Raw genomic sequence first — 24,309 nt, 5'->3', positions numbered from 1 at the left:
TTGCCCAACAATAGCTCAAAACCTCTGCCCTAGTATTTCTGAGTATTTATACTCATCGCAAAAGTGACACGCTCCCCCTCCCAATTGTCTCTCTCCAGAAACAGGAAGTTCGGCAACCAGCAGTGTACGGGATTTAACGGATGTGACGGATAGATGTTCACAGAAGAGAAAAATTTTCCCCACTCGCACACTCAAACACTCTGCCAATCCGCCATTACAGGCAATCTGCCTAGTTGCTCGCAAGCCATTGACCAAAAAATCAAATCAGCTTGTATAATCAGAATAGTATGCAGCGCAGAAACAATTATGGACGAGATCGAGTACGCCAAACTCTATCAAGAACTGGCGGCAATTCTGAATGAGTTTAATTTGGGTTGGGTAGTTCAACAAGTAGCGGATACTGTAGAGATAGGCAAAGTAATTGAAGAGCGATCGCTCAAAAGAAAAACACCCCTGCTCAAGATAGAAGATTATACCGCAAAAGAACAACTTTTGCTGTTAATTGATGCTGTCGAACAAGCGACTGTGAACACTTCCGAAATGGAAGACGAAATTGCTTATTTCTTGAAAGTAGAATCAGAAACCTCTCCCCTCGGCACAAAAATTGTATTTGCGAATTCAGGCGCAGAAACAGCCCAAACAATCGAGTTTACCTCCAGCGTCACAGCCCCACGCCACAAACAGGCGATCGCCCTCAAGCAATTGCTCGAAAAACTGCCCTCCGGGCCCAGCAACTACGCCGTCAATTCCGAAATTAAGAGCAAATTAAAAAGCTCGATCGATCCCGATTTCAACGCAGCGACAGAACAAGCCAGAATTTTTGACGCTTACCTCTTCACTATTCTGCTAAAAGCAGTTGCTAATGAAGGCGGTACTATTTATTACAACAATGTTTTAGACGACGAAACACCGAAATATTTAACATTTAGAAAAACAGCGGGAAAAATCCACGGAACTGCACATCCATACACTCATGCTGTTGTGGAATTTCCCGACAAACCAGCCCTCGAAGTTCACCTTGGAGTAAAAGTCCAAGGTAGAGCCGGAGTTCTGCACAACTGCAACGTTTTAATCTTGTCCCAAAAAGAAGCGAATATCTGTCGCTTGCTCAACCGGGAGCCCCGACACTCGCAGGTAATTTTAGCAGTAAAATCCGAACACAGCACCTCGGAACTTCAACTAGAAACAGCCGGTGCTTTTATCGGCTTAGCCTCAGACATTCGCTACGAAGGCGGCAGCTATTTCATTTCTAACAGTTACTCCAAACCCGTAGCAAAACTGCTAACTACCGCTCGCAAAAAATGGGAACTCAACATTTTTCCGAGAGCCACAAACGATGTCCACCGGCTGATGTACTCATTTCAAACTATCTTTAAAGACTTTAAGGCCAGAAACTAACATCAGGGAATTGGGGATTGGGCATCGGGCATCGGGAATTGGGAATTGGGCATCGGGAATTGGGAATTGGGCATCGGAAGTAGTTAGTGTAGGGCTTATGCGTAAATTCCAAAGAAACCAGGTTTTTTACCAGGATTCAACGCTCAAATCCAGTATTTAGTAAAAAAACGGTTTCTGCGTCTAGGACTATAGTGGTTAGTGGTTACTGGTTAGTAGTTTTTCTAATAACAAATAAAAAACAACAAATTACCAATGCCCCATGCCCCATGCCCCATGCCCCATGCCCCATGCCCCATGCCCAATCTCCAATATAATTTATGATGTTGCGAGCACCCGAACCTTACGAATAATGTTTAAGAAAGATAAATCTTCCCTGCTGTTTACGATCGGAGCCGCCACACTTCTGATCGGTTTAGGCTTTCTCACCTACTCGATCGTCATTTCCCGCAGCTCCGCCAAAGATTTGCCGGCGGGAGCAACCGTTGTCCCGCAAGATACGATGATGGCCCTATCTATCACCACCGATGAATCGCAGTGGAATAAACTGCGAGAATTTGGCACGCCCGAGTCAAAAGCTTCGTTTGAAAGGTTTTTAAGCGAATTGCGCGATCGCCTCCTGACAAGCAACGGTTACGCCTACGCGCAAGACATTCAACCCTGGGTGGGGAATACGGCAATGGTGGCCTTTCTGCGAAACAAAATAGCCATACCAGTCCCCCCGCCCGCACCCAACGCGCCACCGCCTCCGCCAATTCAACAGTCAGTAGCAATTATCCTGCCAATTGCCAACCCGATCAAAGCCAAAGAATTATTAGCAAAACCCAGAGCCCTCAACCAAGGAAAAATGGTTGAGCGCAATTATAAAGGGGTGCAAGTTACAGAAACTCAAGGTATGCCCGATCGCAATTTCTCAGTCGCGGTACTCGGTACAAACTATCTAGCAGTCACCACAGATCCCACCGCCACAGATCGCATAATCGACACCTACAAAGGGGAACCATCCCTCGCCAAAACCCCCGGCTATGCAGACGCCGTACAACAAATAAAAAATTCCCCAGCCTTCGCTCAAATCTACGTCAATATGCCCGTTGCCGCCGCCTATGCCGCCGCCAACTCAGCCCGCGAAATTTCGGCGGAAAACCTCGAAAAACTGCAACAAAATCAGGGATTTGCCACCACAGCGACGCTGGATGCAGAAGGAATTGAATTCAAATCAATCTCTTGGCTGAAACCCGACTCTACCAGAAGGATAGCAGTAGAAAACAACGCTCTAAAAATGGTTAACCGCCTGCCAAACAATACAATAATGATGGTATCCGGCGGCAACTTGCAGCGTTTGTGGCAAGACTACGTATTGGGGGCCGAGGCAAACCCGCTTTCTCCGATTAATCCCCAAGTTTTGCGCGCCGGTTTAAAATCCACTACTGGCATGGATTTAGATAAAGACTTCATCAACTGGATGGCGGGAGAATTTTCTCTATCATTAATACCAGCCGCCGCCCAGAATCCCAAAGACAAATTTGCTGCTGGATTTGTATTTATGGTGGAAACAAACAACCGCAGCGCAGCCGACAAATCCCTCAAACAGCTTGATGAAACGATGAAAATGAAAGGGTTTAGAGTTGAGGAAATTCAAGCCGGCGGCAAACCTGCGATTAAATGGACATCGCCGTTTGGAGGGATTGCGGTAACTCGCGGCTGGATGAACGATGTAGCGTTTATCACAGTAGGAGCTCCCGTGGTTGATGCGATCGTTCCGGCACCGAAAAGTCCGCTTTTAAGCAGCGAACTGTTCCAGAAAACTGTACGATCGCAACTTAAACCCCACAACGGCAATTTCTTCATCGACACCGAGAGTGCGTTTAACCCGAAAAACCTAGCTTTGCCAGAGTTTCCTCCCAACCAAAAAATCTGGATAGACGCCACGCGGTCGATCGGCGTTACAGCGGCCGTCATTGGCGATCGTACCACCCGTTACGACGCTTTTGTCGGCCTCAAAAAATCCACCCAATCCACTCCTCCTGCAAATCCTTCACGGAGTCTTGCTTCACCGCGCCCTGCTTCACCGAGCCCTGCTTCACCAAGTCCCTCGCCCACCGTCCAAACTTCTCCCAACTAACTCTTAAATAGTTCAACAAATCCGCCTGGCCACCCCATTAAACAGCAACAGGGTGACAGATTAAAACCGAAAGGCAGCAGCAAGAAGCAAGAAGCAAGAACAAGACTTACGCATACGCACTAAAGAAACCGGGTTTTTTTATCGTTTCTGTGTGCTGCAACGAATTATTTTCGTTAAAAAACCCGGTTTCTATGCAGCCCTGCGTCCAGGAATACCAAAGCAACCGAGTTTTTTAAGCCCTGGACTCCAACTAAGTGTTTTCGTAAAAAAACTGGGTTTCTGGGTCCAGGAATGAAGAAGCAATCGACTGTTTCTGACGCAGCCTACACTTTATGTACCCGTTGCGTCCAGGACTTCTTATTTTTGTCATAATTTTAAGGGTCGGCAATTGTAGAGCCGGCTTTTTTTGTTCTTTATAAAAGGAAAGGAAAAATTTTTTACGTGGATTTTTCCCCGGTCAGTTCTGGGCGCAGAAGCCGATTTTTCAAACCGCCATACTTCCTTCAAACTCTCACTAATGTAAAAAAAACGGTTTCTAGGGGTCGGAGTGCGTCTAGGAAAGCCAGTTTTTTTTATATGTCATCGGGAAGATACAGCTTCTAGGCATTGCGAGTTATATTTAGATGGTGGAGAAGATACGCTCGGGGAATTGCAAATGCAGAGGCAAATTTTACAGGGAAATTTTCCTCAGTGAGTCGGGAAAGTGAGTCTTGAACGCACTTGCAGTCCGAAACCCGGTAGCTTCCTAAATATACAGTCTTTAACCCCAAATTTTCAGAGAAACTAGGTTTATTTACCTAATTTTTGTGTATATATTTTACCCATTAAAAACCTATGGAAACCGCCAAAAATATTCAAATACAGGCTAAATTTCTGTCGAAAAAAAGAATAAGCAAACTGGCACTTTCTCTGCCAATTATCTTAATAAACCTTTACTTTTTGCAAGCAAAAGCCGAAGGTCAAACCATTGTTCCAGCGGCAGAGGGAACGAACACAACAGTCACTAGCGAACCCCAAAGCGGAACTTCTGGGCAGCAAACTCGCTTCGATATTCAAGGCGGGCAATTATCGAGCGATAAAGCAAATCTTTTCCACAGTTTTACAGAATTCGGCTTGTCGCAAAATCAGATTGCCAACTTTATATCAAACCCCAACATTCGCAACATTTTAGCGGGAATAGGCGGCGGTAAACCCTCGATTATTAACGGCTTAATTCAAGTAACCGGCGGCAATTCTAACTTGTTTCTGATGAATCCATCCGGCATCATATTTGGCAACAGTGCCAGCTTAAACGTGCCGGCTTCTTTCACAGCAACGACCGCCACCGCTATTGGATTTGGTTCTAACTCGTTTAACGCTGTCGGTACTAGCGCCTACACATCTCTGACAGGCGCGCCCAGTTCCTTTGCTTTTGGGGCCGATCGAGCAGGGGCAATTATCAGCACGGCAGACTTAGCAGTCAAGTCAGGGCAGAACTTAACCTTGCTCGGCGGCACCGTTGTCAGCACCGGCAGCCTTGCGGCCCCAGACGGTCAAATTACCGTAGCATCAGTCTCCGGGACAAATTTAGTGCGCGTCAGCCAGCGAGGCAATTTGCTGAGTTTGGAAATCGAGCCGCCCTCGGGGACGAGCAGCACTGAAACATCCAGCGCGACAGATTCAACATTGCCGATCGCATCCTTGCCCGAACTGCTCACAGGCATCGGTGAAACAAACGCTACAGGGATCGGCCTCAATGCCAGCGGTGAAGTGGTACTCACGGCGTCTAACCGAGCAGTAGCTGCGGGGGACGTTGCAGTAAAAGATGCAAACGCTCAGGCGATCGAAATTCAAGCAGCCAACACCATTGCAGCCAGCGGAAACCTGACGAGTTCCCAAGGCGGCGCGATCGCCCTAGAAGCTAGTGGCGACATTAGCACTGTCGATCTCGACTCCCACTCGGACACCACCGCAGGCGGCAACATCACCGTCACCAGCCGTACAGGAAAAGTAGAAACAGGCAATATCAACGCAAGGTCGATCGACAAAACCAGCAACGCCGGAGACGTTAGGATTGCAGCAGAATTAAGCATTCAAACAGGGAACATAGACGCCCATTCAGAAGATAAACAAGGCGGCTCAGTCACCCTCAGCGCCCGCAACGACGCCCAAGTCAGCTACATCAACACCGAAGGTAGAACAGCCGGAGGAAATATTGACATTACAGCCGGCCGTCATTTCCGAGCTACAGGCACTTTTAAGTCAGAACCCAACTGTTCCCCAGGTTGCAGCCTTTCCGCCTCCACAACCACCAGTGCTAACGCTGGCGATATCACCATTCGCCAGGGTGACGCAGCCTCGAACACTCTTTTCACCGTCGGCCCGGACTATAACCAAGTCAACGGTACCGCTGGCATCATCGCCACGGGAGGGCCTTCTAAGGCAAATGTCATTGCCTATGGAAGTTACAGTAATAGTCAGCCTCAAGAACAGATAACACAGCCGACCACAATTAAGCTTACTGCTTCTCCTATTTCACAGACGCCAGCACCAACTCCCGCCCCAACTCCCGCCCCGACTCCCGCCCCAACTCCAGCACCAACTCCCGCCCCAACTCCCGCCCCAACTCCCGCACCCGCACCCGCACCAATTCCCGCGCCAGCACCAACTCCCGCCCCAACTCCCGCCCCAACTCCCGCCCCAACTCCCGCCCCAACTCCCGCACCAACTCCCGCGCCCGCCCCAATTCCCGCACCAACTCCCGCACCAACTCCCGCACCAACTCCCGTACCAACTCCCGTACCAACTCCCGTACCAACTCCCGCACCAACTCCCGCACCAACTCCCGCACCAACTCCCGCACCAACTCCCGCACCAACTCCCGCACCAACTCCCGCGCCCGCACCAACTCCCGCACCAACTCCCGCGCCCGCACCAACGCTAACGCCGACGCCAGCACCAGTATCAAATTTGCCACCAGCACCGACAATTACTGAAACGCCGACGCCAGCACCAGTATCAAATTTGCCAGCCGCTCCCATAATTACTGAAACGCCAGCACCAGTATCAAATTTGCCACCAGCTCCCACAATTACTGAAACGCCGACGCCAGCACCAGTATCAAATTTGCCACCAGCTCCCACAATTACTGAAACGCCGACGCCAGCACCAGTATCAAATTTGCCAGCCGCTCCCACAATTACTGAAACGCCGACGCCAGCATCGGTATCAAATTTGCCGATCGCACCGACAATTACTCAAAATCCAGCACAGGTATCAAATTTGCCACCAGCACCGACAATTACTCAAAATCCAGCGCCGGTATCAAATTTGCCGATCGCACCGACAATTACTCAAAATCCAGCGCCGGTATCAAATTTGCCGATCGCACCGACAATTGCTCAAAATCCAGCATCGGTATCAAATTTGCCGATCGCCCCGACAATTACTGAAACGCCGACGCCAGCACCAGTATCAAATTTGCCGATCGCACCGACAATTACTCAAAATCCAGCATCGGTATCAAATTTGCCGATCGCCCCGCCAATAGCTCAAAATCCAGCGCCGGTATCAAATTTGCCACCAGCACCGACAATTGCTCAAAATCCAGCGGTTGCGCCTGCTGCCGCGCCAATAAATCTCGCACCCATACCGACACCGGATCTGGCAGTCAGCCAGCCGCTGAGCACAAATCGTTTATTTTCCTCCAGCTTGCAACAGCAAAACCAGATATCTAATTCCTTGCAACAGCGCAATTCACCTCCAGCGTCCCCGAATATTGACTCTTCCAACTTGCAAACCAACCTCAGCACCGTTATTTTTCCCGTAGAGGAGAGATTTACCAGCGAGTTTGTCGATTACCTAAATTTGCCATCAACAAATACGATCGCCACCCTAGAAGATGCCCAAAATACCCTTCGCGCCGTCCAAAAAGCCACAGCCATCAAACCAGCTCTCGTCTATATGAGCTTTGTACCCTTGGGTTCTACACTCGCTCGGCCTTACAACAGTTCGCCCCTCTTGCGCGTAGAACAGCAAATTCAAGCCTCTGACGAACTGGAACTGATGGTCATCACCCCCGAAGGCGTGCCCGTCCGAGTGCGCATCTCTGGAACCTCTCGCGCCCAGGTAATGGAAGCTGTTCGGAAATTTCGTGCTGAACTGACTAATCCGGTAAAGCGCAATACTAAAAGTTATTTGCCGTTGGCTCAACAGCTATACCAGTGGATGGTAGCGCCGCTCGAAGCTGAGCTGCAAGCCAAAGGCATTCAGAATTTATCTTTTATCTCAGATATGGGGTTGCGATCGATACCGATGGCCGCCCTGCACGACGGCAAAGGCTTTCTGGTAGAGCGTTACAGTGTTGGCTCGATGCCGAGTCTGAGTTTGACGGATACCAGCCCCGCCAATTTCAAAAATACCCAAGTTCTGGCAATGGGGGCGTCGCAATTTCCAGATATGAGTCCTTTGCCTGCGGCGGAGATAGAAGTATCGACAATCACCCCGCAGGAGTGGTCCGGCAAGTCTTTCTTGAACCAAGCTTTCACCCTGGATAATTTGAAATCGCAGCGCCAGCAGCACCCTTTTGGGATGATTCACTTGGCTACCCACGCCGAATTTCGATCGGGAGACCCCAGCCAATCCTTTATTCAGTTGTGGGATACTAAATTGCGTTTGGATCAGTTGCGACAAATGGGATGGCACAGCCCGCAAGTTGAAATGTTAGTTTTGAGCGCTTGCAGGACTGCTGTGGGCGATCGGGATGCCGAGTTGGGCTTTGGCGGGTTAGCCGTGCAAGCGGGGGTTAAATCGGCTCTGGCGACTCTCTGGTATGTCAGCGACGAGGGCAGTTTGGGATTGATGGCGGAGTTTTACGGGCAGTTAAAAACTGCTCCGATTAAAACAGAAGCGCTGCGGCAAGCGCAATTAGCGATGTTGCGCCAAAACGTGCGCATTGAAGGGGGGATGCTGCACACTTCTGTTGGCAATGTGCCGCTACCCCCGGAATTGGCAAACACAGGCATTCCAAATTTCTCTCATCCCTATTATTGGTCGGCTTTTAGAATGATTGGCAATCCTTGGTAAACAGATTTGTTTTAGAGAAGCCATTTGAGATATAAGAGGCAAGCCTCTTATATCAATTTCGGTTGCATCGGAATTAATATTACCCGAAATCAGGACACGGCAGTGCCGTGTCCCTACAATCTATCTGGCGTAGGGAAACGGCACTGCCGTGTCCTCTATATCATTCCGGCGCAGCCGGAATTGATATTAATTATCAGCCTAATAAAACAAAGGTTGACCAAGGCATTCGCATTTCTTCGAGAGTTCTCAGAAATGCTGGTAATTAACAGGATCTGATACAAGTCCTGCGATCGCGATCGCCCATCGCGATCGCAGGACTCATATTTTTTCAAACCTCACCCGCTTACACCACAGCCGGAGCACCAACAACCTCACCTTTCAACATCCGAGAAGCAGCATCGAGCAATTGCTCCTCCAAATAAGGCTTAGTGAAATAGCCCTTCGCGCCCAAACCGTAAGCCATTTGGCGGTGTCTGTCAGCACCGCGAGAAGTTAGCATCGCGATCGGCAATTCACACAAAACCGCATCCTTCTGCATCCGAGAAAGCAGCTCCAAACCGTCCATTCTCGGCATCTCAATATCGCAGAACACGATATCGCAAGGCAGACCCGATTTCATCTTTTCCCAAGCTTCCTTACCGTCGCGAGCCTCTTCAACCCGGTAGCCAGACTTCTCAAAAGTAATCGAAAGCAGCGATCGCACCGTAATCGAATCATCCACAATCAGCACAGTCGGCTCAGTCTTCTCAATTTCCGCCTCCTTAGTGGCCCTCTCGCTCTCATCCCACAGCGTACCGCCAGCTTCCTTCTGCAGCCTTCCGGTAGCCAAATCGATCAGTTCCAGAACATCCGCAATCGCCACGATCCGGCCGTCCCCGAGCACCGTAGCACCCGCAATCCCGATCGGCTTCGGCACCGGCCCCTCCAACTGCTTGATCACGATTTCCTGTTCCGTCGAAACCTGATCCACCTGCACCGCCAAGAAATTGCCAGCAGACCGCAGCACGATCACCGAAATCATGTCATCGTCAGTATTAAACCCGTAAACGCTGCCCCGGCCCAAATGGCGGTTGTAAGCCAGCAAATCCCGCAGCGGCCGGAACGGCAAAATCGAACCCCGCCACTCAATGCAGGGCAAACCGTCGGCCCCCGTCGTCACCTGATCGCGAGGCACATCGATCATGTCCTCCACCCCGTCCATCGGGAAAGCAATGCGAGCCCGATCGCTAATGCAAGTCAGAGCCTTAGAAATGCTCAACACCAGAGGCAAACGGATCGTAAACACAGTCCCCTTGCCGATCGTCGAATCAATCCCCACAGTCCCCCGAATCTCCTGCAACGAAGTCCGCACCACATCCATACCGACCCCCCGGCCGGCGTATTCCGTCGCCTGTTCCTGAGTGCTGAATCCCGGCATAAACAGCAAATCGTAAACTTCCGATCGAGACATCCTCTGAGCCTGAGCCGCCGTCAGCAAACCCTGCTTGATCGCCTTCGCCTTCACCCTTTGCGGGTCAATTCCCGCCCCGTCGTCAGAAACCGAAATCACCGTCTGGTTCCCTTGGTGGAAAGCCCGAATCGTAATCCTGCCCACCGCAGGTTTCCCAGCCGCCTGACGCACCTCCGGCGGTTCGATCCCGTGAGTAATCGCATTGTTCACCAAATGAGTCATCGGGTCATAAAGCTGATCCACAATCATCTTGTCGATCAAAATATCCTTACCCTCAACCTGCAACTGAGCCTGCTTCCCGCACTTAATCGCAATTTCCCGCACCGCCCGGAACAGCCTGTCCGTCGTCTCCGCAAACGGCTTCATCCGGGCGCGAGTCAAACCTTCTTGCAGTTGAGTCGTGACTTGCCGCAGTTGGCGAGTCACCTGATCCGCCTCATCCACCAAAAACTCAATGTCCGCCGCCGACTCCCGCACCCGCACGATCAGCTCGATAATCTCCTGAGCCAAACTGTGGAAAGGAGTAAACCTGTCCATTTCCTCCGGTCTCCAGGCACTTTCCCGGGTGTGGGCCGAATCCTCAGAGCGCCATGCCGATCGGTGTCCCTGGCGGTTTGCCAGCAAAGCAATCTCCAAAAGACTCCGCTCGTAGAAATCCTGAGTCCGCTGGCTGACGTCGCTCAGCAGCGTCACCTGGTGCAGCAAATTGTCCAAAAACTGCCGCATCCGTTCTTGGTCTTGTTCTAAGCTGTTGCGGTTCACCACCAGTTCGCCCATCAAATTGCTGAGGTTATCTAGCTGCTTCACCGGCACCCGCATCGTCTGGTCGCCAAACCCGCCCGCGCGGGCATTCCGCCTCGATCTGTTGATCCCAGACGCCCCGATATTTCCTTCCCCCTGTGAGCGGCCGCCGTCCTTTGAATCTTCCAGCAGTTTTTCCAAATCGCCAAAGTCGTCGTCGCTCCGATCGGCAGCAGCGGGCGGAGCTTTACTGGCAGTTGTCGCCGGTAGCCCGTGAATTTCCGGCATAGTTGCGCTCTCGCTGAGGAGCTCTTCGAGATCCGAGAAAACTTCCGTATTTACCGGACTCTGATTTGTTCCCCCAGAGGCTGCTATTGCAGCCCCAGCGCCCCCTGCAATTAACAGCGCTTCTAAATCGTCAAAATTGCCTTGGGCATCCTCATCACCTGATTCGATACCGCTAAAAAAGTCCGCCAGCGACTCATCTTCCAACTCCGAGGAATCGACCGAAACCGGCCCCTCGTCCGCGTCCCAAAAGCCCGTCGTCAGTTCCGAAGTCACCAGAGCCCCAGCATCGCTCGAATCCAACAAATCATCAAAACCCATCCAAATCGCGCTGTTGAGAGTCGCCCCAGTTTCCCGTTCTGCAAGCATTTCAGCATCGCCCTCAAAAATACCGTCGAGAGATTCTGCAGACAGCGCCTCTAAATCCCCAACAGAAAAATCCGTTTCCAGCGCTTCAAACAAATCATCATCACCCTCGGACTCCCCAACAATCTCTGTTTCAGGTCGATCGAACAAACCCTCGGGAACTGGGGCCGACAACTCCTCCAAATCAAGGGGCGCGCCCTCATCCCCCGCAGATCGGGCATCCGCCGGCAGCACCAGCCCTTCGCCAAACATATCCTCCAACAAATCGAAAGATCCGCCCCCATCAGACTCAAAACTTGAACTTTCCGAATCAGGAGGGCCGGACCAGGCCCCAAGTTCAACTGGTGCCAAATCTGCCAAACCTTCGTCAGAAACAGGCGCAGCATTGTTCGAGAACCAACTCGCCAACTCGCCCTCATCGGGTTCCACACCCTCCCTCGGCAATTCTGAATCCCCATCTAAATTTAGCCAATCCGCATGGACTTGCCCCGAAGCTTCCCCGTCATACTCAGTACCCGTAGGTACAGAACCGAACAGCTCAGCCAAATCCGCCGCCTCTCGGGAAGTAGCAGCCAATTGCCGATCGCGTGCAGTCTCCTCATCCCCAGAAATCGAACCCGAGGTTATATCCCCAAACAGCGCATCTAAATCCATATCCGAAAGCTCCAGGTTTGTCGGTGGCACTGACTCGTCTTCCATGCCGAAAGCATCTTCTAGCCAATTTTCATCTGCAGAGATATCTAAATCAGAATTTGGTGTCATGTTAAAAACGCTGCCAATTTCCTCGTTTTGTGTGCTGCCAGCAGCTTCGGGTCGATCGCCCCCGCTCTCCCCACCTTCGCCTTCTGAGGAAAGGAAATCAGAAGAAATGCCCAACAACTCGCTCAAATCCGAGTCCTCGCCAAGCTCAGAAAGAAACTCGAAATCATCTATTTCGGCTTCAGCGAGCGCCTCGGCATCCCCTAAATCATTGCCGCCGCCTGCCGCCGGCTTGTTCGATTTTGCGTCGAAAGCGTCAGGGTTGAGAGAATACTCGGAAGAGACTCTCGGCAAACCCGCTGCCTCAGCTTCGTCTAAATTGCCGAACAAGTCATCCAAATCACCATTGTCCGTAACAACAGCAGAAGTTTGGGCCGCAACGGAGTCCAAAAGCGTACCCAGGGCATCTTCCTCAGCTTGCCCAGGGGCAAGGCCGACAGTGCCGTCTCGCCGCTCCAAACCGCCCCTGCCGTTAACCGTTTTAAGCTGTTTGCGAGTTAGTGGCTGCCTCAAACCCGCATTTTCCTGACCTGCCGCCACCGCCGAACCCTCTGGCTCGCCTCCAAACAGCAAATCCTCCCCAAACAAACTCGTGAGGTCGTCAATCGGAGGTACCGCGTTCGTGTCCGAATTTCCCCCACCGTATTCGTCAAACAACAAATCAGTAAAATCGCCGGAATTGTCATCATCGTCTGACTCCAGCATTCCCTCCGCCAGCATCCTAGAAGACTGCGCATAGTCGAGGTTTTCTTCTTCTTCCCAAGCGCCGTCGAGATCCGGGGATTCCCCATCAAACAAGTCAGCTAAAGTGTTGAGTTCTGCCACGCCCACTTCCGGGCCGGTGCGGGTCGAGCGCCCCGAAGCACCCGTCTCCAGATCCGATTCTGCGAAGGCGGAATCGTCGAACTGGGGCGATCGACCTGCGCTGTAATCGTTGCTCTCGCCGCTGTCGAATTGGTCGAACAGCTCGTCTATGCTCAGCCCAGAAATAGTCGGCAGCAACTTGTTCAATCCATCCCGGGAATCGCCAGAGTCCGCCAGATCCCAGGCCGCATCATCAACAGAAACCAAATTTTTCCCCGACTTACCCGGTTGAGCGAATGCCAGCAAATCTTCAAAATCCGTTTCTGGAACCAGAACCGCCGGCAGCAGCGCCAGAAGTTTTGGGCTCGGTGCGATCGACGCTTCTCGACCCGAAAGTACCAGTTCTTGCGCTTGTTTGATGTCTCTTATGATTATTGGGGCTAAGGTGCGGTAGGTATTTTCTGGGTTGGCGATCGTCTTTTCTACAGCTGCAATCAATTCTATCCAGCGGGGCAGTTCAAATTCCTCCCCCGCCAAAGCCAAGTTCCGACAAATGTTCTTGAGCTGCCGCCTGCTTTCTGGCCCCTCGGGCTGTTTGAACTCTTGCAGCAGTTCCCGCATTCTCGCCGGCACGTCCGAGTCAAATACTAACTGCAGCACGCTTTCTTCGCTTGCTCTTGCATCTGCGTAAACTGACTCCGACTCTGCAAAACTCCTTGATGAGCCAAACGCGCCGACTCCCATCCCTGCCAGAACTTGTTGGGCTACTGGCCCCGGGCTGCTCTCGTATGCATCGTGTCCTCCGGGTCCGACGAGTCCCCCCAAGTGCCCGTTGAGTTCTTCAAATACCGGTTCTAATTCTCGAACCATCTGTTCTCCCAATTCCTCTGTCAGCCCAAAAGGCCCCGACAGTTGCTCTAACAGCCCTTGCAATGTGTCAAAAATTCGCAGGAACAGGGACTCTAGCTGTTGGTCTACTTTAACGCTGCACTCTTTTAAAACTTTAAAACTATCTTCTAGTCGGTGGGCTGTTTGCTGAATGCTGGTCAGCCCCAGCATTGCTGCTCCTCCTTTGACAGAGTGAGCGGCCCTAAATACTTCGTTGACCAGTTCTGGGTCTTCGATCGTGCTTTGCAGGTTCAGCAAGCCTTGTTCGATCGTATTGAGGTGGTCTTTTGCCTCCTCAATAAAGTAGCCCATGATCCTCTGTTGTTGCTCCGGCAGCATAGTTTTATTCCTGATTTTAATCGTTATTGTATTGGGTCTATGTTAGTAGTTTTAGAGAAGCTCTTTGTATATCTCGCCCCTTGCCAAGAGAATAATCTGACTGCGAGATATGGCAAATGTCCTGGCTATTTTTGCTTTCGATATGCCCTCACCTAAAAGATAGCGAATCTCCCGCACTTGTTCGGGTTTGAGTTTGCGGTTTGGACATATCTTACCGGGAACGAAAGGAAAGCGGTTCTTTTCTATAGCATCGCGGGAGTTATCTGCGGGAGTTCCTTCCCACAAATGGTCGGGATTGACACAACCGCGATCGTCGCAACTGTGACACGCAAAATAACCTGGTTTGACAGGCCTTCCCAGTTTGTGTTCCAGTACAAGTCTGTGGGGATAGAAACTTTGATTTTTTCCGTTAATTCTGATAGTTTTAACAGAGTAACCATCACTTCGCTTAGCCAAGGTGCAAATCATGCAGCCATTCGGCTGTATTTCACCCCGAATGCCGGGAATTATTTCTCTCCCTCGCAGTTGTTTTTGAGGTGTAGGCGCCGATGTACTTCCGACATCTTTAATACGTCCTTTTTTAAACCTATCTTGAGAATTTTCCAGCCGAGAACCTTCCCACAAATGGTTAGGATTAATGCAGTTGCGGACATCGCAAGTGTGGCAAGCAAAGTATTCGGGTCTGAGCTGCCGACCTAATGAATATTCTAATACTAAACGGTGGACGGTAAACGTTTTCCATTCACCGTTAATGCGAAGTCTCTTCGTGGCATAGCCCCGGCTATTTTTTGCTAGGCTAGAGATAATACAGCCCGTCGGCTGAACTTCACCAAATAAACCAGGAATTACCTCTACTATGTTATCGTTCATCTTTGCAACTCCTAGTTTCTTTAGGTGTTGGATCGGCAGCCCCGCAGCGGTTTTAAGACTGCGAGGTTGCTTTTTGTCTGCCATCATTGCCACACTAATGTGCTTGTAAATCAACCCGTAAAAAAAGCATTAGACAATTAATTATTGTCTTTCTGCTGTTTCTACTCGGAATCTTTCTACCGATGTCAAAAGGTCGCGAGCAACGCCTACCAAATTTTGCAAAGCACCGGAAACTCGCTGCGCTTCTTGGGATGTTTCCTGAGCAGTTAATTCTACGGCTTGCATCACCGAGGCCACCGAGCGAGCTGTTTCGTTCTGCTCCACAGTGTCGGCAGTAATAGATCGCACCAGCACGTCAATTCGATTAGTAACTTGAATGATATCTTCAAGCGATCGCTTCGCCTGTTCTGCCAATCTTGTCCCCTCAATAACCTGCTGCGTCCCTTCTTCCATCGCCGTCATTACCGCGCCGGTTTCGCTTTGAATTTGCATCACGATCTGTTCGATCTCTTTCAAAGACTTAGCCGATCGATCTGCCAATTGTCGCACCTCATCCGCCACGATCGCAAAACCCCTACCCGCTTCCCCAGCTCTCGCCGCCTCAATACTGGCGTTGAGGGCCAACAAATTCGTCCGGGAGGCAATAGTAGCAATAAGAGCCACAATCTTAGAAATTTCTTGAGAAGCTTCTGCCAACCTCTTGACTTTTCGCGTAGTTTCTGCTACAGTTTCTCGAATTTCCAAAATCCCGGCCACCGTCCGCTCCACAGCCTCGCCCCCTTTCAGAGCCGTTGCCGCCGCGCCCCGAGCCACTTCTTCCGCCTCTCTAGCACTCTCTGCGACCCGCTGAATCGCATCGGTGAGGACTTGCACCGAATTCAGCGTCGCCGCCAGTTCCTCAGCTTGTCGCAGCGCGTCGGAAGACAAATCGCCCGCAAACTTGGCACTATCCGTAGCGCCTTTGCTGACCTCCCGAGCCGCCTGCTTCACCTGATGGACGATTTCGCGCAGATTTTGAATTGTCAAGTTAAACGAGTCAGCAACAGCGCCCAAAACGTCTGCCGTCACTTCCGCAGTCACCGTCAAGTCACCCCGAGCCGCTCCTTCCACGTCATCTAACAAGCGAATCACTTGGCGCTGCAAGTCTTCTTTTGCCTGTTCCTGCTCGTCAGACTTGCGCCTGGTATCGCTAATCGTGGTTTGGATCACCTTCGCCATGTGGTTGAATTTAGCAGCCATTTTGCCAAATTCATCTTCCGAGTAAATCGTAGCGCGAGCGTCCAAAGTTCCTTGAGATACGGCATCGAACTGAGCTTGCAAATTATCCGACGACTTGCGCACCTGCTTGGCGATCAAGTGGCCGATGCCCCAAGAAGTTAAAAAGCTCGTAACACCTGCGGCTGCGGTCATTACCCAACCTGTTTGGCGCAGGTAAACGATCGCCTCCGGCTTGTCTTGCCGCAGAGCTTGATAGGAGGCAATGTTAGTGACGAAAGCCACAGCTACCAGAGAAACCAGTCCTGCCCCGATTGCCGTGTACAACTGTTTTGTAAACAAAGGGGCATTTTCCAAGAAAGCCAGTCCCCCCTGTTCTACAGTGAGCGAGGTATCGAGCGCTTCTGTTTCTGTCGAACCAAAAGTCGGCACCGAGGCATCAGCAGGGCCGGAAATGCTAAATATCTCGTCATCCCGAATTGCGGAGCCGTCGCTGTTGTCAAAGTCCAGGCTGCTGCCGGTCGTGCCCATCATGCCGGTGGTCGAGTTGCCAAAATTGGTGTTACCTCTAGTCAGGCTCGAAGTGCTGGCATCTTCTGAGATGTCAAAGTCCGGCAAATTGCCCAAATCGTCAAAATCGTCAAATTCGTCTAAAAAGTCGCTGTGTTCTTGAGCGTTCCCAGTTTTTGACGACCATTCGCTGCTATTCTTGCCGGCATCCCCGAAAGCTGTCGCTTGCTCGTTTTCGTCGAGAGAGAAAGAATCGTTGAAAGCGTCGTCATCAAAAGCGTCTAACTCGAAGCTGTCTGCCGAACCCAATGCCGGGGGTTTCGAGTCGCCGTAACCGTTGCTGTTGGCGGAGGATCGATCGACCGAATTAAATTGTCCCCGGCTCGACCTTGACGAGTGAGAGTTGGGGACAGCACCTCCCATCAACAGCGTTTCGTCTTCCGCCAGCGAATAGTTTGACGAGTAGTCCGACCCGCCGGTATTCGGCTGCTTGTTTTGAGGTCGAGAAGACGCGAAACCCGACGAGGGCATTGCCTCGGCAAAGGGGTCTTCTTCTGCCGGGGGTGCGTTATGACCGTGATTTTGGTCGCTTTGGGGCGGGGCTTGGTAGTCGTAGTCGGAGTTGCCGTCGATTTCGTCTGGCAAATCGAGCGCCGCAAAAGGATCGCCAAAAAAATTGTCGGACGCGGGAGTGGGCGAGTCGAGTTGGTTCGAGTCGAAGGAATTCCCGGTTTCTCCTCCGGCAAAACTTTGACCGTTGAGCATCTGAGTCGGAGCTTCTGAAAACACATCTCCTGAGTAAGATGCCCTTGAACCAGACACTTGCCCGCCAGACAAGTCAGCAGGATCAAACCCTCCGTCATCTAAGGTAAAAGGGTCTCCAAAGTCCGAGCCGGAAAACTCGTCCGTGTCTAGCGGATCGGACGCCTCAGCATAAGCTGCCATCCCACCGCTGTCGCTAGCAAAGGGGTTAGAATGCGAGGTTAAATCTTCTCCAGATCCGGCCGGCGAGTCGTCTTCTGGTTCCCAATCCAAGCCGCTCATGCCCAAGTCTGCCAAGTCCAAGTTTTCCAGGTCGTCTGGCGATTGATTCTCGTAGGACAGGGATGGGGAATTTCCTTGAAAAAGTCCCAAATCCGGGTCTTCTAACCCTTCATCGAGAGATAAGTCTGGGTAGAATTCCAATTCAGTTTCAGCCGACAAAGCCTCGAAACTTTCCCCTTGCAGTTCTCCTGATAAAAATTTGTCTGTGTAGTTAATTCCGCTGTGAGCGTGTTCGACCAAACTCGGGTCGTCACTGAGCCCTAGCACAACCGTGTACTGTTCCCGTGCCACCTCGTACTGTTGCAGTCCGTAGCAGTAGATGTGTCCGCACAGCAGGCGAGCGCTGGGGTCTTCGGGAAAATCTTCTACTAATTGATAAACTAGGGTCGCAGCTTCTGAATAGTTGCCATCCGTGTAGGCCACTTCTGCCCGTTGGTAGTCCTGCTGAAAGTTGGTACTGGTTGCCATTTGCCGCCCTCTTTTGATTTTAGATTTTAGATTTTAGATTTTAGATTTTTATCTTGAATGTTTAGATGCGCGCCTCAAGTCGTGTGACTGTTGATGGTTAGACCCCAATCGAAAATCGCAAATCGCAAATCTAAAATCGATTTCACGCTGCCCACCGCGCTGAGCGCAGAATTTTCACTTGATCTAGCAGTCGGAGCACTTTCGGATCTGGTGCACCTAACATCCATTCTCCCCTCAGAAATGGAATCATGCCGTCTGGTGCATTGTTCTGGGAGTGCAGTTGCTCTACGTCGAGCCAGTCCATCCCCACAATTCGATCGACTGCCAACCCCAAAATTGTGTCTTGGTCTTCCACAGCCACGATCGGGATTTCGGGTCTGTCTGTGTTCATAGGTGTTTGGTCTCCCAGAAATTGACCGAGGTCTGCCACCCAAATCACTCGTCCTCTCATGTTTAGCGTACCTAAAAGCAAAGAGGAAACGTTGGGGATCGGTGTCATGCGGTCTGGGGACGGGGATAGTACCTCTCTAATCCCTGTCGCCGGCAGTGCAAACTCGTTCCCCGAAGGAACGTAGAACCGCAGGTGCAGCTCGCCTTCGGGAGTTTCTAGTTCTTGGAATTCTGGAGCATGGTCTACGCCTTGTCCTGGTAATATAAAGTCTGGGCTGCCGCTAATCATAATTCTGACACCTGCATTTCTAGCAAATTGTTGAGGTTTCCCGCCAAGAAGAGCCAGATCGAAACTTCGACGGTCAAAACTTGACAAAGCCAAGCTTGACACAGCCAAGGGGTGAATGGCGCGACTGCCAAGGAGTGCTTGGCAATAGATGCGATCCGTCAATAATTCACGCTCGATCGATAATTCGCGCGACCTTTGCTCACAAATGGGTTCAAATCGACTGCGAACAATTAATGTGGAATCTTAAAGGTTCACTTTGTACTCCCACCGCCGCTAAATGGGTAAAATTCTGGCAAATTTCTGCGATGAATGCTAAACCGGTACTCGGATTAGCGACGGGTTGTTGACATCAAGATGTTCTGATAATCATGAACGGAGTCAGTTAAGACGCTTGATTGCACTCTCCGACTTTGTACAGAAATGCCTAGGAATAATTAGCTCTGCGCATCGGTTTTTCGGAGCGGCTGCAAGTGGAGAACAAGTATATTATATTTGCACTTTGAGCGACTTCGGCCCGATATGGGTAGAGAAATTGAACAGAGTTTTACCGACGCCCGATGACCTGTGCGCGGATTTATACATTCTAGTTTATGGTGCGATCGCCCGAAGCCCTAAGCTTTCTCTCGCTTGGCGGTCGAGACTCGATCTAACCGCAGCTACAAGAAAGCTCCAATAATGCCACCGGTGCGGAATTTATTTTTCTTCTAATTCGTCTTCTAGCGAGTGGCCTAATAATCTTTGCGATACATTGGTCCGAGGGTAGCCTGGCCCCACATATTTTTCTACCAGCATTAATAACTCGCTTTCGCCAAAAGGTTTGGTATAGAAGTCTGTAGCCCCGGCCATGCGGGCTTTAACGCGGTCGATAAATCCGTCGATGCCCGTGAGCATCACTATCGGCGTCTGCCGGAAAGCGCTAGAATTGCGCAGCATAGCGCAAATTTCGTAGCCGTCGAGTTCCGGCATGGCGATGTCACACAGAATTAAATCGGGTTTGAGTTGAAACACCAAACTCAGGGCTTGGAGCGGATTGCCGATCGTAGTAGCTTCGTAACCGTGTTCGTTTAAAATTGACTCGACTGTTTTGCGAATAATTTTGTCGTCGTCAATACAGACAACTCTAGGAACCTTGGTTTCTGGAGACGACCATTCTTTTTTGTTGTTTGCCGGGGCAACAGATGGCTCGTAAAATACTTGCACCAATCCCTGCTGCACGAAGGGGTAAATCGCCTTAGCAACAGTAAGTACATCTCGGTTGAGGTACCGCGCCATTTGGCGGATCGAAGTGTGGCCGTCGGCCCAGCGTCTGAGAGTATTAAAGGTATTGACAGGCAGCGCTACTCGCAGCTCGGAGGGGTCTGAAATCACCGGGCATTGGTTGGGCGACTGAATGTGAGGGTGAAACTGCTTCCACTGCTGCACCTGTTTGACAATCTTCGTCAGCAGCGAGCTAATTTCTAAGCTGGTCAGTTGAGGAGCCAAACCAGGGCCCATTTCAAAAGTGAAGGAACCCTGGTGGAGGCTGAGCAAGTCAAACAGGGTTTCGTGGATCATGCTGTGAATGATGTTGCGCCCTTGAGCTGGGGTAAGGATGTGGTTTTCTAGCAGGGCCCACAGGTAGCCGTATTCTGGGGCATTGGTAGATGCCATATAGGGAACTTGGATTTTGTCGAGGGCGGTGTCTGCTTTGTAGCGGCGCAGGTAGTCGCGCAAGCGAAACAAACTTCCCGCACTCTGGGTAGCGTAAATAATCTGACCGTTGAAGCAGAAGACATACCAGGATTGTCCTGCAAGGGAGCGCTGGGTAGGTTGAGTACCCGTGCTGCCGGTGGAGCTGTAGGCCTCTACGAACAGTTCTCCGGTTCGCTGACCTAACTCAATCAATTGCAGGATGCTGCGGATGTCAATTTCACTCAAATTTCCCTGCATGCAACTAAAGTGTCCTCTTTAAAACCGTTGGCGTCTGATCTCGGAAAGACTGTGTGCGGGCGCAAAGATTGACTTGAGTTTCCGTCAATAATTCACGCGCTGATGCCTTTGGCACAATTGGCAATTGACGAAAGGGATCGCAACGGCAAGCCGCGGGCTCGATCGGCCTCGCTACCAGTCCACAAGCTGAAACCGCGAAACTCGCGGCATTCTCTAAGTGTAGAGTTTCACCTGTATTCAAACTGTCGCCTAAACTCGTAGAATCCACATCGCACAATTGCACGGGCTCGCGCGAGTGTGCAACGCTGGCATTCCCGACTGGTTCCAGTCTTCGATCGCCAAAGTTTTGAAGTTTTTGGCTGAGTATGCCGTCAGTTTATCCAACACATCTTTGCGCAGGTCAACTTCAAAATACCGAAGATTCTCTGGTTTTACCGCTGCTACCAGCCTCCGCGCCCCCATCGATCCCCCGTGGGAACTTGAGGCTAGTCTGTTGGGTTGGATGAGTTGCGATCGAGGTTTTTTTTGGGTTGGCCACAGCCCTAAAATCAGGTGCAGTCAAAATGAACCTTTGTTGGCAATTGTCAGGAAAACCCTCACTGCCGAGCGACCTTTTTGCTCGCGCGCGGCGAGCGTCACAGGCTCGCGTCATTTCCCTATTCTAAGGCAGCGCGGTTCAAATCCCTAGTCCGCCGGAGGATGGCGCCGGCTTAGGGGCAGCGAGGGCTTTTCTCACGATCGACCCGCAACTAAAGCCCGGTACAATAGAATAGAAAGTTTTTCACCTTTTTCAGCTTTGGGCTGCTTCGCGTAGTGTGAGAACCCCGGTCTTTTAAGCCGGGGATGAAACCTGCGTTGCAGCCTTGAGGCTGCCAGCATTCTATGTTACAATCATCGTGCCGAACAAGTAGGCGTATCAACTGCGTGACAAATTATCCTAGAGGGCGTGAAATCCCAACCAGTAAGACACTGCCAGCATAGCTGAGTAAGACTGTGGCACAGGTAAATAAAGGCAGGATAAGGAGCGTACCTAACTGGCTAGTGTTGACGCATTGCTAACGAAAGCATGAAACAAAAGTAAAAGTAAGCGCGATCGCAGTATCGAAAGATAGTTGTTTTGAGCGTCAAGAGGTGTGTTGATAGCACCATTAAGAGTGTCAAAGCTTCTTAAAAATCTCCGTGCCTCGATCGTCGGAGAGTATCAAGGCAGTCCCCGCAGTGAGAGCTAGTCTTTAATCAAGCGGCATTGATACTGCTCTCTCATTCGTCCAGAAAGCGGGCGCCGGCCGTGCTTTCGGGACGCTCTCCGGTGAGGCACTGCTATGCGTGAGTGCTGCTATAGTTAAGAAAAAATGCTATCCCCGGATTGAGCCAACGACACCAAAGAGTAAGATTTAAGTGGCAAAAAGTTATCCTTACTTGCCTATACTTATTTATTTTAGGTAAGTTGACTAAAGATAACACTGCGTGCGATCTTTAGTTGAGAAGCTTTGGCGATCGGGAGATAGCCTATTTATCTTGGGATTAGCCGTCTACCCAACAGCGTTGTCAGTAAACACCACTTAGTCTTTTAGGCCTTTAAGTAGCTTAAAGTAAGTTGGGATAGGTTTTACGAAGCAGAGGACTATTAGTGTGCTGTATCTAGCGGAAGTACAAAAACAGAGAAGCGGCTTTGGTCTCGGTGGCGGTAAGGCTGAACTGAAACTGCTAGCTTGTCAGCGGGGCGAACACAATTGGAGCGCCGTACCAGGCGATGACGCGATCCCAGTTGAGGAAGCTAATAAGTTTAACGACGGCACGCTGGTGCTGGTGGAGTTGAGCGCTAGCAAGCAAGTGCAGCGGATTCAGGAGGCGGCCCGCCAGTTGGTGAGCATTCTGCAAAATTTCTCGCGCTTGCAGGACAAGTTTAAGGATAAGGAAGAGGAAATTGAACAGTGGAAGGCTTCTCTGACGTTTTCGAGTCAGGAACTCAATCGCCGGGAAATGGAAATGCAAGCCCGCGAAGAGCAGTTGGCTCAAATGGAAGACGAGTTGGAGCGGCTGGAGGCTCAGCGCTCGGAAATTGAAAATACTCGAGATGAAGCTAACCGACTGCGAGAAGATGTCGATCGCAGCCGCGTGGAAATTCAGACGGCTTGGGAACAGTTGCGGGGCGAGCAGCAGCGGGTGGCCCAGCAGCAGTCTCAGGTTCCCCAGGGGGCGGTGGTTGACGAGCAGCAGGCGAGAAGAATTCAGGAGTTGATGAACAAGCTGGGAGGGGCAATTTCTTCTGCCCTCGGGCTTCGGGAACAACTGAATCAGTCTTTTGGTGTTGTGGGGGCTCAGCAGGCAATTCTTGACTTGCACTGGCAGCAGTTGGAGCAAAAACACAGCATAGCTCAGCAGCAGCAAGAAGAGGTCGATCGACAAAATCAGAGCCTCCAAAACCGCTGGCAGGAGTGGTATCAATCTCAAGATGCTTTGGCCGGGGCTCGGGCGGATCTTAAAGGGCTGCAAAGTACCCTCAGCGCTAAGCAGGAGCAGGCTCAGTCGGTGTCTTTGCAGGTGCGGGCTGTGGAGGATCTATACCAGCAAGTTTCCAGGCTCGCATCTGCTTCGGGTGCTGCGGTTGCGGAGCAGAGAGTAGATGTGTCAGCTCTGGAGAAGATGCCGGTTGAGGAGTTGCAGGGGCTGGTGCAACACCTGCAACAGGATTTGGAAAAGGTGTTCCGGTTTGTTAACGATCAAGAGGAGGAGTTGACTCTCCAGCGGGAGACAATCGAGGAGCTGCAAGGGAAAATTCAAGCGGCTTCCGAGTACGATCGCATGGCTTTGGAAAATGAAATGGCAGATGAGCTGGAAAGTTATCAGATGTTGAACGAAACTCTGGTGGGACAGCGCCTCCGCTTGCAGGAACGGGAAGATGTTTTGAAGCAGCATCAGGGGGTGCTGTGGCGCCGCTTGGGTACTGCCAATGCTCCAAAACAAGAGCCAGGAGATATGGATTTGGGGCCGCTCGTCGCACAGCTCAATTCTCATCGGCAGCAGCAAAGCCAAGAATTGCAAAGGCTGGAAAACGAAATTCAGCAGTTGCAGGAGGCAATATCTCAAATTGAGGCAAATGTCAACCGCCAAAATGGGGAAAGTGAGGCGAAACGCTACGAACTCAAGCAGTTAGAGCAGAATTTGTTTAACCAGAAAGGTGCAGTGGCGGAACTCTGGGGCCGGGTGAATGTTTATCAAGAAATGTTGCAGCCGGTGCAGGATAATTTGAAGGGGCTCGGCCAAAAGCTGGAAGCGGTGGGGGGGGAACTCGATCGCGTGCAGCAGACTGGAGAGCAGCAAGATATGGATATAGCTCAGTTGCGGCAAGTTATTTCGGGTTTGTTGAATCTGCCTTAG

Annotated in this window: 10 protein-coding genes; 5 read left to right on the top strand and 5 right to left on the bottom strand. The window is 51.1% G+C overall.

Annotated features, from left to right (window positions below; translation table 11 throughout):
* The first annotated feature begins 306 nt into the window (after positions 1–306).
* The 3 genes from QUA02_RS20810 (at position 307) to QUA02_RS20800 (ending at position 8,581) form a co-directional block, all read left to right on the top strand.
* A complete protein-coding gene (locus QUA02_RS20810; protein ID WP_333030302.1) occupies positions 307–1,398 on the top strand; it encodes a hypothetical protein in 1,092 nt (363 codons plus the stop codon).
* 349 nt (positions 1,399–1,747) lie between these two features.
* Positions 1,748–3,517 carry a DUF3352 domain-containing protein gene (locus QUA02_RS20805; RefSeq protein ID WP_333030301.1) on the top strand — a complete coding sequence of 590 codons (1,770 nt, stop codon included), beginning with the start codon at positions 1,748–1,750 and terminating at the stop codon, positions 3,515–3,517.
* A gap of 834 nt (positions 3,518–4,351) precedes the next feature.
* The gene (locus QUA02_RS20800; RefSeq protein ID WP_333030300.1) at positions 4,352–8,581 is read left to right on the top strand and encodes a CHAT domain-containing protein; all 4,230 of its coding nucleotides are present in this window, start codon (positions 4,352–4,354) and stop codon (positions 8,579–8,581) included.
* Positions 8,582–8,924: 343 nt separating this feature from the next.
* On the opposite strand, the gene QUA02_RS20795 is transcribed toward QUA02_RS20800, so the two are convergent.
* The 4 genes from QUA02_RS20795 to QUA02_RS20780 all read right to left on the bottom strand — a co-directional run bounded on the left by QUA02_RS20795 (position 8,925) and on the right by QUA02_RS20780 (position 18,996).
* Positions 8,925–14,213, bottom strand: coding sequence for a hybrid sensor histidine kinase/response regulator (locus tag QUA02_RS20795; RefSeq protein WP_333030299.1), 5,289 nt, complete (start codon positions 14,211–14,213; stop codon positions 8,925–8,927).
* A 51-nt stretch (positions 14,214–14,264) separates the two neighbouring features.
* Positions 14,265–15,083 carry an HNH endonuclease gene (locus QUA02_RS20790; RefSeq protein ID WP_333030298.1) on the bottom strand — a complete coding sequence of 273 codons (819 nt, stop codon included), beginning with the start codon at positions 15,081–15,083 and terminating at the stop codon, positions 14,265–14,267.
* A gap of 141 nt (positions 15,084–15,224) precedes the next feature.
* Positions 15,225–18,320, bottom strand: a complete 3,096-nt coding sequence (locus QUA02_RS20785) for a methyl-accepting chemotaxis protein (protein ID WP_333030297.1) — start codon at positions 18,318–18,320, stop codon at positions 15,225–15,227.
* 142 nt (positions 18,321–18,462) lie between these two features.
* A complete protein-coding gene (locus QUA02_RS20780) occupies positions 18,463–18,996 on the bottom strand; it encodes a chemotaxis protein CheW (RefSeq protein ID WP_332981787.1) in 534 nt (177 codons plus the stop codon).
* A gap of 98 nt (positions 18,997–19,094) precedes the next feature.
* On the opposite strand from QUA02_RS20780, the gene QUA02_RS20775 reads away from it, so the two are divergent.
* Positions 19,095–19,346, top strand: a complete 252-nt coding sequence (locus QUA02_RS20775; protein ID WP_333030296.1) for a hypothetical protein — start codon at positions 19,095–19,097, stop codon at positions 19,344–19,346.
* Between the two features lie 346 nt (positions 19,347–19,692).
* Here QUA02_RS20775 and QUA02_RS20770 read toward each other — a convergent pair whose 3' ends face one another.
* On the bottom strand, positions 19,693–20,928 hold the full coding sequence (locus QUA02_RS20770) for a response regulator (protein ID WP_333030295.1): 1,236 nt from the start codon (positions 20,926–20,928) through the stop codon (positions 19,693–19,695).
* Between the two features lie 1,632 nt (positions 20,929–22,560).
* Between QUA02_RS20770 and hmpF the strand changes: the two genes are divergently transcribed.
* Positions 22,561–24,309 (top strand): pilus motility taxis protein HmpF, encoded by a 1,749-nt coding sequence (gene hmpF, locus QUA02_RS20765; RefSeq protein WP_333030294.1) that lies wholly within the window; start codon positions 22,561–22,563, stop codon positions 24,307–24,309.

The sequence above is a fragment of the Microcoleus pseudofavosus SVA1_A4 genome (assembly GCF_036700565.1).
GTDB lineage: Bacteria > Cyanobacteriota > Cyanobacteriia > Cyanobacteriales > Microcoleaceae > Microcoleus.
The sequence above is the reverse complement of the archived record's forward strand: the minus strand, read 5'-3'. Positions and strand labels throughout refer to the sequence as shown.